This is a genomic window from Micromonospora sp. DT41 (genome assembly GCF_049841715.1).
Classification (GTDB): domain Bacteria; phylum Actinomycetota; class Actinomycetes; order Mycobacteriales; family Micromonosporaceae; genus Micromonospora; species Micromonospora profundi.
In genome coordinates this window covers 156,212-169,539 of sequence record NZ_JBNCKU010000013.1, presented here as the reverse complement: position 1 = coordinate 169,539, position 13,328 = coordinate 156,212, and the positions used below count along the sequence as shown (strand labels likewise).

9 protein-coding genes and 1 pseudogene are annotated in these 13,328 nt (G+C 70.5%); 8 read left to right on the top strand and 2 right to left on the bottom strand.

Annotation, left to right across the window (positions count from 1 at the left end; genetic code table 11):
• Nucleotides 1-20 precede the first annotated feature (20 nt).
• The 4 genes and pseudogenes from ACLQ23_RS23880 to ACLQ23_RS23865 all read left to right on the top strand — a co-directional run bounded on the left by ACLQ23_RS23880 (nucleotide 21) and on the right by ACLQ23_RS23865 (nucleotide 5,901).
• Complete coding sequence (locus ACLQ23_RS23880; RefSeq protein WP_425881104.1) at nucleotides 21-2,498, top strand: BTAD domain-containing putative transcriptional regulator; 2,478 nt, start codon at nucleotides 21-23, stop codon at nucleotides 2,496-2,498.
• A 29-nt stretch (nucleotides 2,499-2,527) separates the two neighbouring features.
• Entirely contained in the window at nucleotides 2,528-3,358 is an 831-nt protein-coding gene (locus ACLQ23_RS23875; RefSeq protein ID WP_425881103.1) for a siderophore-interacting protein, read from the top strand.
• 116 nt (nucleotides 3,359-3,474) lie between these two features.
• Nucleotides 3,475-5,365, top strand: a pseudogene (gene dnaG, locus ACLQ23_RS23870) (DNA primase).
• A complete protein-coding gene (locus tag ACLQ23_RS23865; RefSeq protein ID WP_355631722.1) occupies nucleotides 5,365-5,901 on the top strand; it encodes a hypothetical protein in 537 nt (178 codons plus the stop codon). Before dnaG ends, ACLQ23_RS23865 begins: the two are co-directional and overlap by 1 nt.
• A 9-nt stretch (nucleotides 5,902-5,910) precedes the next feature.
• On the opposite strand, the gene ACLQ23_RS23860 is transcribed toward ACLQ23_RS23865, so the two are convergent.
• Nucleotides 5,911-6,930: a TAXI family TRAP transporter solute-binding subunit gene (locus tag ACLQ23_RS23860; protein WP_355596081.1), complete on the bottom strand. Its 1,020-nt coding sequence runs from the start codon at nucleotides 6,928-6,930 to the stop codon at nucleotides 5,911-5,913.
• The gene (locus tag ACLQ23_RS23855; RefSeq protein WP_425881102.1) at nucleotides 6,927-9,236 is read right to left on the bottom strand and encodes a TRAP transporter permease; all 2,310 of its coding nucleotides are present in this window, start codon (nucleotides 9,234-9,236) and stop codon (nucleotides 6,927-6,929) included. Before ACLQ23_RS23855 ends, ACLQ23_RS23860 begins: the two co-directional genes overlap by 4 nt.
• 164 nt (nucleotides 9,237-9,400) lie before the next feature.
• On the opposite strand from ACLQ23_RS23855, the gene ACLQ23_RS23850 reads away from it, so the two are divergent.
• From ACLQ23_RS23850 to ACLQ23_RS23835, 4 genes are all read left to right on the top strand, one after another.
• The gene (locus tag ACLQ23_RS23850; RefSeq protein WP_355596085.1) at nucleotides 9,401-10,333 is read left to right on the top strand and encodes an ABC transporter ATP-binding protein; all 933 of its coding nucleotides are present in this window, start codon (nucleotides 9,401-9,403) and stop codon (nucleotides 10,331-10,333) included.
• 212 nt (nucleotides 10,334-10,545) lie between these two features.
• The gene (locus ACLQ23_RS23845; protein WP_425881101.1) at nucleotides 10,546-11,343 is read left to right on the top strand and encodes an ABC transporter permease; all 798 of its coding nucleotides are present in this window, start codon (nucleotides 10,546-10,548) and stop codon (nucleotides 11,341-11,343) included.
• Nucleotides 11,344-11,354: 11 nt separating this feature from the next.
• Nucleotides 11,355-12,164: an ABC transporter permease gene (locus tag ACLQ23_RS23840; RefSeq protein WP_425881100.1), complete on the top strand. Its 810-nt coding sequence runs from the start codon at nucleotides 11,355-11,357 to the stop codon at nucleotides 12,162-12,164.
• Nucleotides 12,165-12,227: 63 nt separating this feature from the next.
• Complete coding sequence (locus ACLQ23_RS23835; RefSeq protein ID WP_425881099.1) at nucleotides 12,228-13,325, top strand: YihY/virulence factor BrkB family protein; 1,098 nt, start codon at nucleotides 12,228-12,230, stop codon at nucleotides 13,323-13,325.
• Nucleotides 13,326-13,328 lie beyond the last annotated feature (3 nt).

Below are 13,328 nucleotides of genomic sequence, written 5' to 3'. Positions count from 1 at the left end.
CGAACCCAACCGCATCGACAATGAACGATCACACGCGCGGGGCCGGAACGCCCGACATCAGCCGTGAACGATCGAGGCTAGACTCACGTCGATTCACGGGGGTGATCACAATGGACGATCAAATCAAAAGGGAAATTGTCAGCTTCGGTCAACGTCTGCGGCATTTTCGAGAGCGGAGCGGCCTGACTCAGCAGGAGTTGGCCGATCGGTCCGGGCTCAGCGGGGCCGCGATCCGAGACCTCGAACAGGGCCGCAGCCGCCAACCGAGGCCACGCTCCGTACGGGCCCTGAGCGTGGCGTTGGACCTGTCCGGTCGGGAGGCCGCGGCCCTGCGGGGCTCGGCGCAGGCCGTCCCGGCGACAGCCGCCCGCCCGGGGGAGGACGACCCGGCGATGTCGATGAGGATCAAACTCTTCGGCCCGCTGTCGCTGTACGAGGATTCCCGGGCCGTGCCGCTCGCCGCCGGCCGGCACCGGCTGGTGCTCGCCCGGCTGGCTCTGACGCCCAACGCGGCGGTGTCCCGCGACGAACTGATCGACCTGCTGTGGGGTCAGGACGTGCCCGGCACCGCTGTCAACCTGGTGCAGACCTACGTCAGTCGGCTACGTCGGGTCCTGCCCGGCGACACTCCGGGGCGGTCCCACCAGGCGCTGGCGCTGGTTCCCGGTGGCTACCGGCTCACGGTGGCCACCGAACAACTCGACCTGCTGGTCGGTCAGAGCCTGCTGTCCCGGGCCAGGGCACTCGACGACGGCCCGGCGGCGTTCGCGCTCCTCGACGACGCGGTGTGGCAGTGGCGGGGCGTGCCTCTCGCGGACGTGCCCGAGATGCACGGGGATCCGCTGCTGACCGCGATCGAGGAGGAGCGGATCGCCGCGACGATCCGGCACGCCCGGCTGGCCGGGTTGCTGGCCCGTTGCGACAGAGCGCTGCCGGTGGTGCGGGACGTGGCCGGCCAGCATCCGCTGCACGAGCCACTCCAGGCCCAACTGATCACGACCCTGGCCGGGGTGGGTCAGCAGGCGGCCGCCCTGCGGGCGTACGAGGACGTCCGTCGACGGCTGGCCGACGACCTCGGCATCGATCCCGGTCAGGACCTGGCCGAGGCGTACCGGGCGGTGCTCGGGCGGCCCGGCCCGTGCGAGACGGTTGACGTCCGATCACCCACGACGCGGGCGGTGCCGTTGCAGACTCCGGCGCCACCCGCCGACTTCACCGGCCGCGTGGACCATCTCCGCCGGCTCCGACACCTGCTCGGCCGCGACCCGCGACGGCCGGTGCCGGAGCCGGTCACCACGTGCGTGATCTCCGGCGCCGCCGGTGTCGGCAAGACAGCGCTGACGCTGCGCGCCGCGCAACTGCTGCGGCAGTCGTTCCCGGGCGGGCAGCTCTATGTCGACCTCCAAGGTTTCGGTCGCCTGCCGGTACCGCCGCTGGACGCGCTTGCCGGTTTCCTGCGGGCGCTGGGCCTGAACGGCCGACGGATACCGCGCGACGAAGCGGAGTGCGCGGCCCTGTTCCGCAGCGTCCTGGCCGACCGGCGCATGCTGATCGTGCTGGACAACGCGCACAGCGCCGCGCAGGTGCGGCCTCTCCTGCCGGGCACGGGCGGCAACGCGGTGCTGGTCACCAGCCGCCGCAGGCTTGCCGACCTCGCCGGTGCCACGACCGTCGACCTGTCCGTGCCCTCGGCCGGCGAAGCGCTCGACATGCTGGCCGCGTCGGTGGGCCCGGCGCGCGTGGCGGCGGAGCACGAGGCTGCCGTCGGCGTCGTACGGGCCTGCGGGCGACTCCCGATCGCGTTGCGGGTGGCGGGCAGCCGGTTGGCCAGCCTGCCGGCGTGGACGGTGCGAGCGGCCATGGAGCGGCTAGCCGATCAGCGGCACCGGCTCGACCTGCTCCGGATCGGCGACGTGGGAGTGGAGGCGAGTTTCGACCTCAGCTACGCGGAGCTGTCCGTCACCACCGCGCGAACGTTTCGTCTGTCGGCGTTGTTGCCCGGATCCGGCTTCGGTGTGGCGGCTGCGGCGCGGATGTTGGACGAGGACGAGGCGCGGGTGGAGGAGGCTCTGCACGAACTGGTGGACGGCAACCTCGTGCAGGTAGGTGCTGAGGGTCGCTTCCGGTATCACGACCTGCTGCGCCTCTACGCCGAGCGGCGGGCCGGGCGCGAGGACGCCGAGCGGGACCGGTCGGCCGGGTTGGGCCGGCTGCTCGACTGGTACACCGAAGGGGTCGTGGCGGCCCTGCGGGTGATGCGTCCCGATCTGGCATGGGCGCCAGCGGACCTGGTCGTTACCGCCGCGTTCACCGACGAGGCCGCGGCTATCGGCTGGATGGACACCGAGTTGGCCGGCATGACACAGGCCATCCGGGCGGTGGCCGAGGGTGGCTTGACGGAACGGGCCCGGCAGCTCGACGACGGGCTTGCCGGCTACCTCAGCGCCCGGCGGCGGACCGGGGCCAGGCGGGTCGGCAACGGGAGCTCTGTCTGGTGACCGAATATTAATTAGGTTACCCTAACCAGATGACGGAGCGCCCCAGAGCAGTCACGTCCGCCACTGTCGTGCGGACCGAGCGGCCGACCCCGCACCTGATCCGCCTGGTCCTCGGCGGCCAGGATCTGGCCGGGCTGCCGGTCGGGGAGCACACTGATCACTACATCAAGATCGTGTTTCCGGTGCCCGGGGTGGAATATCCCCGGCCGCTGGACCTCGCCGCGATCCGCCGGGACCTGCCCTCGCACCAGTGGCCGCGGCTGCGCGCGTACACCGTGCGGCGCTGGGATCCCGTCGCCGGGGAGCTCACCGTGGACGTTGTGCACCACGGCGACGAGGGGTTGGGCGGGCCGTGGGCCGCCGCGCTGCGGCCGGGCGACCCGGTGCACTTCGTCGGGCCGGGCGGGGCGTACGCGCCGAGCCCGGACGCGGACTGGCACCTCCTGGTCGGCGACGAGAGCGCGCTGCCGGCCATCGCCGCCGCCCTGGAGCGGTTGCCGTTCGGTGCGCCAGCCCACGTCTTCGTGGAGATCGCCGACCCGGCCGACGAGCAGAAGCTGCTCAGCCCGGGCGCGGTCGAGCTGACCTGGCTGCACCGGGGCGACCGCCCGGTGGGCGAGGCGCTGGTGGCGGCGGTACGGGCGCTTGAGTTCCCGCCGGGCCAGGTGCACGCCTTCGTGCACGGCGAGGCGACATTCGTCCGGGAGCTGCGCCGGCTGCTGCGCGCCGAACGGGGCGTACCGGCCGGTCAGCTGTCCATCTCCGGATACTGGCGGCGCGGCATGGACGACGAGGGCTGGCGCTCCACGAAGCCGGACTGGAACCGGCAGGTGGCCGCCGAGGATGCTGCCGCCGCCTGAGGCGGCTCACCCTCCGGTCGACTCGTCCGGCTCCCGGGCCGGAACCGGTGAGCCGGCGGCGGCCACCGCCACACCGGCGTCCCCCGCCCGGCGCGTCGTCGGTCCCGCAGGGCAGGATGTACGCGGAGGAGGTGGCGCATGGCTGGGCGGATCCGGGACGAGGACATCGCACTGGTCCGGGAACGCACCTCGATCTCGGACGTGATCTCCGAGACGGTCACCCTGAAGTCGGCGGGCGGCGGCAACCTCAAGGGCCTGTGCCCGTTCCACGACGAGAAGAGCCCGTCGTTCAACGTCTCGCCGGCCCGCAACGTCTGGTACTGCTTCGGCTGCGGGGCTGGCGGCGACGCGATCAAGTTCCTGATGGACGCCGAGCACCTCAGCTTCGTCGAGTCCGTGGAGCGGCTGGCCGGGCGTGCCGGCATCCAACTGCGCTACGTCCAGGACGACGGCAACACCCCGCGTCCGCGTCCGCAGCAGGGCCAGCGGCAGCGACTGGTCGCCGCGCACGCCGCAGCCGTCGAGTTCTACCGGGCCCAGCTCAGCACCGCAGGTGCCCGGCCGGCCCGGGAGTTCCTCGCCCAGCGGGGCTTCGACCGGGCCGCCGCCGAGCGCTACGGCTGCGGCTTCGCGCCCGAGGGATGGGACCTGCTCACCAAGCACCTGCGCCAGCAGGGCTTCACCCACCAGGAGCTGGTGACCGCCGGGCTGTCCCGCGAGTCCCGCTCCGGCACGCTCATCGACAGGTTCCGCCGCCGGCTGCTCTGGCCGATCCGCGACCTCACCGGCGACGTGATCGGCTTCGGCGCGCGCAAGCTCTTCGACGACGACGACGGCCCGAAATACCTGAACACCCCCGAGACGCCGATCTACAAGAAGTCGCACGTGCTCTACGGCATCGACCAGGCCAAGCGGGAGATCGCCAAGCAGGGTCGGGCGGTGATCGTCGAGGGCTACACCGACGTGATGGCCTGCCACCTGGCCGGCGTGACCACTGCGGTCGCGACCTGCGGCACCGCCTTCGGCGCGGACCACATCAGGGTTCTTCGGCGGCTGGTGCTCGACGGTAGCGTCCACTCTGGCGAGATTATTTACACGTTCGACGGCGACGCTGCTGGACAAAAGGCAGCAATGCGGGCCTTTGAGGATGACCAAGAGTTCCTAGCGCAAACCTTCATCGCGGTCAGCCCTAACAATATGGATCCGTGTGAACTGCGGCTGGCAAAGGGAGATTTGGCTGTCCGTGACCTAGTCGCGTCTAGGGAGCCGCTGTTGACCTATGCACTTCGCAGCATTGCTAGCCGCTACGACCTCGATACCGCTGAAGGTCGGACTGGAGCGATGCGTGCTATCACGCCGCAGATGCTGAAGATCAGACGATGGGAACTGCGTGAGCAGTACTTGCGGGAGTTATCACACATCACCGGGGTTGATCCGGAAGAGGTCCGCGTAATCCTGAAGACCGCAGACAAAGCTAACGGCGGCCTCGTGGCCGGACTCCCACGACCAGCTACGAAGGCTTCACCCGCAGTGGACAGCCCGCAGTCGATGGTCGAGCGGGAGGCGCTGAAGCTCGCCCTGCAACAGCCGGTGCTGGCCGGGCCGATGTTCGACGCTGTCGAGGCCACCGAATACCGGCACCCGGTGCACGTGGCGGTGCGTACGGCAATCGCAGCCGCCGGTGGGGTCGTGTCGGCGACCGGCGGCGCGGTCTGGATCGAGTCGGTGCGCGACGCCTGCGACGACCTGGCGTCGGCGGCGTTGGTCGGCGAGTTGGCCGTGGAGCCGCTGCGGATCGATGGCGAGCCGGACCCCCGCTACGTGTCGATCACCATGGCGCGGGTGCAGTTCGGGTCGGTGACCGCCCGGATCCGGGACCTCAAGTCCCGGATCCAACGCATCAACCCGGTGAACAACAAGGACGAGTACTTCGCCGCCTTCGGCGAGCTGCTGTCACTGGAGCAGCACGCCCGGGCGCTGCGCGAGCAGGCCGCGGGAGGGCTGTGATGGGACTGTTCAGTCGTAAGCCGAAACTGCCCCCGGCGGACCGGCCGCCGCTGGTCCGCGACGAGCGGGTGCTCGCCTGGGCGGCGGTGGGCAACGGCGAGGGCGACGGCGTGGTGGTGGCCAGCAACCTCGGGCTGTGGCTGCCCGGCCGGGGGCACCGTATCGGCTGGCACGACATCCTCAAGGCGGTGTGGTCAGGTCGGGAGTTGACAGTCACGCTCGCCGAGCGTGTCGCCGAGCGCGACGGCTACACGGTGGTCGTCGACGGTCCGGCCGAGACGTACCTGCTGCTCGACCCGGGTGAGCTGCCGCATCAGGTACGCGCGCGGGTGACCCGCTCGGTCGCGTACACCGAGCACCACCGACTGCCCGGCGGCGCGGTGCGGGTCGCGGCCCGCCGCGTGGCCGGGGCCGACGGTCTGACCTGGACGGTCCGACTCGACCCCGGCACCCCTGCGGACGACGAGGCTCTGCTCGCCGAGACCGACCGCCTGGTCGGTGCGGCCCGTGCCGCCACCGCGCCGGCCGATCTCTGACCGGTCGGGTCAGTTGGCGCCGAGATCCTCCAGCGCCTTCTGCGCGCCGCGGTGCAGCGGCACCGGCAGGGTCCTGCGGGCCTTTTCCAGCGAGATCCCCTTGGCCGCCGGGTTGGCCTGGGCCAGGGCGTCGCGCTTCTCGAACACCGTCCGGGTGATCGCGCAGGCGACATTGGCGTCCAGATCCTTGCGGACCAACAGCACATTCGGCACGACGATGGTCGGGGTGTCGGTTGCCGTCCCGTACGCGTCCCGCCCGATCGTGCCTTCCTGGTAGCCGGGGCTCGACGCGGTCATCTTCGGCAGCAACGGCGCGATGTCGACGAACTTCACCGAGTCGCCGGCGGTGGTGAACAGGTCGGTCAGGCCCCCGGTGGGCAGACCGCCGGACCAGAAGAAACCGTCGACGCTGCCGTCCTTGACCCCCTCGACCGTCTTGGTCAGGTCCAGCCGCTGTGCCCGGATGTCCTTGGCCGGGTCGAGGCCGGCGGCCTCCAGCAGCCGGTTGGCGATCACCTCCGTACCGGACTTCGGCGAGCCGGTGGAGATTTTCTTGCCGCGCATGTCAGCCACCGACGTGATCTTGGAGTCCTTGCGGACCACCACCTGGGTGTAGTTGTCGTAGATGCGTGCGAGCGCCTCGACCGGCTGCGGCGCGCTGAAGTTGCCCTTGCCCTCGACCGCGTTTACCGCCGTGTCGAACAGCGAGAACGCCACGTCGTACTGCCCATTGACCAGTTGCTCGACGTTCTGCACCGACGCGCCGGTCTCGGCGGCGGTGCCGCTGAGCTTGCCGCCGGTCGCCTCGGACAACTGCCCGGCCAGGGCATTGCCGACCACGTAGTAGACGCCTGTCGCGTTGCCGGTGGCGATGCCGACGCGGGTCTCCCGGGTCACCTCGCAGGTGACCTCGCTGGCCGCGTCGTCCTTGGCCGCGCCGCCTTGCTGACCGCCGCAACCCGTGGCGCCGACCGTGACGATGGCGAGCGCGCTCAGGCCCGCCGCGAGCCGTACGTCGATTCGTCTCACAGTTTCTCCTCCACAGGACTGGCTGGTGATTCGGACGTTGGGCGACCGGTGGATCCGCGTCGGACGAACACACCCGCCGCCGCGACGGCGGCCAGTGCGACGCCGACCGTGACCGGCGCGGGTTCGAGCCAGAGCAACGTGACGCCAGCGAGGGCACCGAGCACGCGCTCCGGTGCGCCGGCAGGGCCCACACCCGGCAACCAGCCACCGGCGGCAACGGCGAGCACCGCCACGCTGAGCGCGGTGACCACGGCGGCGAAGGCGATCCGCTGGACGCCACCGATGCCGAGCAGACCGAGCCCGGCCGGCGTGATGACGAACGCGATCGGGGTCAGGTAGGCCGGCAGCGCGTACCGCAGGGTCTGCCACATTGTCGGCACCAGCCGGCCGCCGGTGACCGCGGCGGCGGCCACCGCGGCGAGCGCGGTCGGCGGGGACACCTCGGACAGGACCGCGAAGTAGAAGACGAACATCGCCGCGGCGGGCGCGGTCACGCCCAGGTCGAGCAGGGCCGGACCGACGATCACCCAACCGATCACGAACGAGGCGGTGACCGGCACGGCCAGACCCAACAGGCTGAGCGCGACGGCGGCGAGCAGCGCGGTGAGCACCAGCACCAACGTCGGGTCCGAGGTGGCCGCCTTTGCGCCGCCGATCAGCAGCGCCGCCGCCTGCGGCCCGAGGCCGGTCTTCGTGGTGGTCGCCGTGATGATGCCGGCGGCGGCGCAGACCGCCGTCACCGCGAGCACGCCGCGTACTCCGGTGACGAGCGCGGTCACGAGCCGCGCCGGAGTGAGCCGGTGCGCACGGTCCAGGAAGGACAGCGCGGCGGCGAGGACGGTGGCGAAGACGACCGCCCTCGTCGCGGACACGCCGACAGCGAGGAACACGATGATGGCGATCAGCGAGGCGAAGTGGTAGCCGAACCGGGTCAGCAGACGCCAGGGCGAACCGACGTCGATCACCACCGGACGGACGCCGGAACGGCGAGCGTCGATCTCCACGGAGAGCAGGATGCCGAGGTAGTAGAGCACCGTCGGCACCGTGGCCCAGCCCAGCACCTGTAGGTACGAGACGCCCAGGTATTCGGCGATGATGAACGCCGCCGCACCCAGGGTGGGTGGGGAGAGGATCGCACCCACTCCGGCTGCGGCCAGCATGCCGCCGGCCCTCTCCGCGGGATAGCCGGCGCGGCGTAGCAGCGGCCAGGTGACCGCGCCGATGCTCACCGTCGTCGCCGCACCGGAACCGGAGACGGTGCCGAGCAGGAACCCGGAGGCCACCGCCGTCCGACCGGCTGCGGTACGCGAGCGGCGGAACGCGGCGGCCGACAACTCGACGAAGAACCGCCCGGCCCCGGACAGCTCCAGGACCGCGCCGTAGATGGTGAACAGCACGATGTACGAGGCGGCCACGTCCAGTGGGGTGCCGTAGAAGCCGCTGTCGGAGTTGTAGAACGCGTCGACCAGTTGACTGAAGTCGAGCCCGCCGTGGGCGATCGGCCAGGACTGCGGTAGCAGCCCTCCGTAGTAGCCGTAGCCGAGGAACAGCAGGCAGACCGCCGGCAGGATCCACCCGGTGGTACGTCGGCACGCCTCCAGCAGCAGCAGGAGCAGCACGGTGCCCAGCACCAGATCCATTGGTGCCAGCAGGCCCTGCCGGTCGAGGAACGCGTTGTAGCCACCGCCGCCCGACCCGATGGTGACCGGCAGGACGGGGTAGAGGCAGGCGGCCACCGCCAGGACGACCAGGACCCAGTCCGGCACGGTGGGTCCCGACGAAGCCGGCAGCGCGACGGTGCGGTCCCCGTCGCCTCGTTGCGAGCGCAGGCGGGCCGGCAGCCGCAGGTCGGCTGGGTAGGCCAGGAAAACCAGCGGGAGCACGCCGGCCAGGAAGATGATCAAGTAATACTTGCTGCCCTGCGACAGAGGGCGGAACACCTGCCAGAGGGCGAGCCCGCCGATCGCCAACGTCGCGGCGGTGAGGAGCCAACCCGCTGGCCCGGACAAAACTCGGCCCGGCTTCTCGTCCTCGAACTGGGCGGCCAGGTCCCGGGTCGCCCGCTCGGCAACGGAGCTGTCGTCGTCGGCGTCACGCGCTGTCGTGTCGGTGCTCGCGTCGCTCGTGTCGGTGCTGGGTGCCGTTGTGGTGCTTTGCGCGGTCGTGTCGGTGCTGGGGGTGGGCTCGGCTGTCGGCCGAGGTCGGGGCGGCAGGCCGCCCGTGCCCGACGCGGGCTCCTCGGCGGGAGAATTGGCTGTTCGGGCAGGTGGAAACGAACCGTCGGGCAAGCTGGTGGGCGGCGGCACGAGGGGACGATACACGTCGATCGTGCGGCCGTGGGGCATCGATCGACGTTTGGCTGTCACGGCTCGGGCGGTGGGGCCGATTCGCGCCGCTGGTGCCCGGCGCAGCCTGCCCGGTACGCGTATTTGCGTGGAGGGGTGTCGGACCCGGCGGTTAGTGTCGGGCGGTGACTTCGGGGCGATCACTGATTCAGGCTCGTGGGCTTGTGAAGCGGTTCGGTGACTTCACCGCCGTGGACGGCATCGACGTCGAGGTGCGCTCCGGTGAGGCGTTCGGCTTCCTCGGGCCCAACGGCGCCGGCAAGTCCTCCACCATGCGGATGATCGGCTGCATCTCCCCACCGAGCGGCGGGAAGCTGCGCATCCTCGACATGGATCCGGTGGCTGACGGTCCGGCCATCCGGGCTCGGCTCGGCGTGTGCCCGCAGATGGACAACCTCGACCCGGAGCTGACCGTTCGGGAAAACCTCACCGTCTACGCGCGCTACTTCGGCATCCCGCGCCGGGTGGCGAAGGAGCGGGCCGCCGAGCTGCTCGACTTCGTCCAGCTCACCGAGCGGGCCGACAGCAAGGTCGAGCCGCTCTCCGGCGGGATGAAGCGCCGGCTGACGATCGCCCGCGCGCTGGTGAACGATCCGGAGATCGTGCTGCTCGACGAGCCGACCACCGGCCTCGACCCCCAGGCCCGGCACCTGGTGTGGGAGCGGCTGTTCCGGCTCAAGCAGCAGGGCGTCACGCTGGTGCTCACCACGCACTACATGGACGAGGCCGAGCAGCTCTGCGACCGGCTGGTGGTCATGGACGGCGGGCGGATCGTCGCCGAAGGCTCACCCCGGGAGCTGATCGAGCAGCACTCCACCCGCGAGGTGGTCGAGCTGCGCTTCGCCGCCGAGTCGCAGGAGCCGTTCGCCGGCAAGCTCGCCGGGCTGGGGGAGCGGGTCGAGGTGCTGCCCGACCGGGTCCTGCTCTACGTGCCCGACGGCGACGCGGCGGTCGTCGAGGTTTCCGCGTCGGGGCTCACCCCGGCAAACGTGCTGGTGCGGCGCAGTGGCCTGGAAGATGTCTTCCTGCACCTGACCGGCCGCACCCTTGTCGACTGACCGGGATGGGTGGCGGCGGTCGATGCCGTCCGTGCCGCTTCAAGATCCACTCGCTTTCCGTGAAATCGGGGTGTCGTGGCGACCTGGACACCCCGAGTTCCTGGAACCCGAGTCGATCGACAGCCCGAAACCCGGGCGACACGTCGATGGCGTCGCCGTAGGGTGACCGCGGCCTGTCGTACCCCCGGGGTAGGAAAGGTCGGGACACGGGGGTGGTCATTGTGAGTGTGGCGGGGCGGGCGCGGGTTCCCTGGGTGCCGGCGTACGCCGTGTTCGAGCACTATCTGGTCGGTCTGCGACGCACCTGGCGGGCGGGGGTGTTCTCCTCGTTCCTGCTGCCGGTGTTGACGGTGCTCGGCTTCGGGCTCGGCGTCGGCGCGTACATCGACCAGGGCGTCGGCGGTGTGCGTTACCTCGACTGGCTGGTCCCGGGGCTGATCGCCTCGACCGCGCTCCAGGTGACTGTCGGTGACTCGACCTGGCCGGTGTTCAGCAACTTCCAATGGGTCAAGACCTACTTCGCGCAGAGCGCGTCGCCGCTGCGGGTGGGCGACATCCTGGCCGGGCACCTGGCCTTCGTGCTGTTCCGGGTGCTCACCACGATCGTTGCGTTCCTGCTGGTCACCGGGTTGTTCGGGGCATTGCGGTCGCCGTGGGCGGTGGCCACCCTGCCGGTGGTGGCGCTGCTCGCGCTGGCGGTGGCCGGGCCGACCTTCGCGTTCTCCGCGTCGGTGTCCACCGACAGTTGGCTGGCGATGCTGTTCCGGTTCGCTGTCATCCCGATGACGCTGTTCGCCGGGGTCTTCTTCCCTGTCGAGTCGCTGCCCGACGCGTTGCGCTTGCTGGCGTACGCGACGCCGCTGTGGCACGCCGTCGACCTGTGCCGGGCGGCCACTCTCGGTGTCGCCCCACAGTGGTCGGTCGCCGGGCACCTGCTGTACCTGGGGGCGTGGGCGGTCGCCGGTTGGCTGCTGGCGCTGCGTGCCTTCCGCCGCAAGCTCGTCGTCTAAGGGGAGGTTTCGTGGTCACGCTGATGCTGCCCCGGATGGTCGATGTGTCGGCCGCGTCCCGGCGGTCGGGCTCGGTGGTCGAGCGCAACGTCGCGGCGCTGAAGTCGGTCTACTGGCTGCTGCTGATCTCGGGCTTCGTGGAGCCGCTGCTCTACCTGCTGTCCATCGGGGTGGGCGTCGGTTCGCTGGTCGGTGACCTGCCGCTGCCCGACGGGCGTCTCGTGTCGTACGCCGCGTTCGTCGCTCCGGCGATGCTCGCCTCGTCGGCGATGACCGGGGCGCTCGCGGAGACCACATTCAACTTCTTCGGCAAGATGAAATACATGAAGCTGTACGACGGGATGATCGCCACCCCGGTACGGCCTTTCGAGATCGCCGTTGGTGAGCTGAGCTGGGCGATGCTGCGGGGCAGCGCCTACTCGGCGGCGTTCCTCGCCGTGATGGTCGCGCTGGATCTGACAAGCGTCGCCCACGCGGTGACGGCCTTTCCGGCGGCGGTGCTTGTCGGGTTCGCGTTCGGCGGCCTCGGCATGGCGCTGTCCACGTTCATGCGCAGCTGGCAGGATTTCGACCTGATGGGCTCGGCCCAGTTCACGCTCTTCCTCTTCTCGGGGACGTTCGTGCCGGCGCAGGCGTACCCGACGCTGTTGCACTGGCTGATCGAGATCACGCCGTTGTACCGGGCGGTGCACCTGATCCGGGGCGTCACGCTCGGCGGTGTCGGGTGGTCCTGGCTGCTCGACGTTCTCTACCTGCTGGTGATGCTGTCGGTCGGCCTGCTGGTGGCCTCGCGCCGGATGGGCAGGTTGCTCTACAGGTAGGGGTTACCGGCCGCCGCCCACGGGGCATGTCGGAGGTGACACCACCGACGATGAGGAGGGGCGATGGCCTCCGACGAGTCATCCGCCCGCAGCGGGACCGGGCGCACGGACGCCGACGGGACCGAGCGCGAGCGTGCCGGCCGGCCCGGGCGCGAGGATGCCAGCGAGAGTGGGCGTGCGGACGCCAGCCGGCCGGTCGGCCCCGACGACGGGCCGGACAGCCCCACCGATCTGCCCGGCAGCGACTGGAAGGCGGCGCTGCGCCGGACGGTCCGCGAGTTCCAGGACGACAGTCTGACCGACTGGGCGGCGGCGCTCACCTACTACAGCGTGCTGTCCATCTTCCCCGGGGTGCTGGTGCTGATCTCCATCCTCGGCCTGCTCGGCACGAGCGCCACCGAGGGCGTCAAGGACACCGTCAACCAGGCGGTGCCGGAGGGCAACATCCAGAAGATCATCGAGGACGCGATCACCCAGGCGCAGGGCAGCGGCGGGCTGGCCAGCATCGCGGCGATCATCGGTCTGCTTGCGGCGTTCTGGTCCGCGTCCGGCTACATCGCGGCGTTCATGCGTGCCTCGAACACGATCTACGACGTGCCGGAGGGCCGGCCGATCTGGAAGACGCTGCCGATCCGCGTCGGCGTCACTGCCGTTATCGGCGTGCTGTTGCTTGCCTGCGCGGTGATCGTGGTCTTCACCGGCCGCTTCGCCGAGCTCGTCGGAAACGCCATCGGCCTCGGCTCGACGGCGGTAGCGGTGTGGAACGTCGCCAAGTGGCCGGTGCTGCTGGTCCTCGTCAGCCTGATGTTCGCCATCCTCTACTGGGCCTCGCCTAACGCGCGGCACGGCGGGTTCCGCTGGGTCAGCCCGGGTGGCGTGCTGGCCGTGGTGATCTGGCTGGTCATCTCCGGTCTGTTCGCCTTCTACGTGAGCAACTTCGGTTCCTACAACAAGACGTACGGGGCACTGGCCGGCGTGATCATCTTTTTGATCTGGCTCTGGCTCAGCAACATCGCGATCCTGCTGGGTGCCGAGTTCGACGCCGAGTTGGAGCGCGGTCGGGCCATCTCGGCGGGCCACCCGGCCGACGACGAGCCGTACGTCGAGCTGCGTGACGACCGGAAGCTCCGCAAGAAGCGGAACGCCGCCGGCAGTCACTGACCT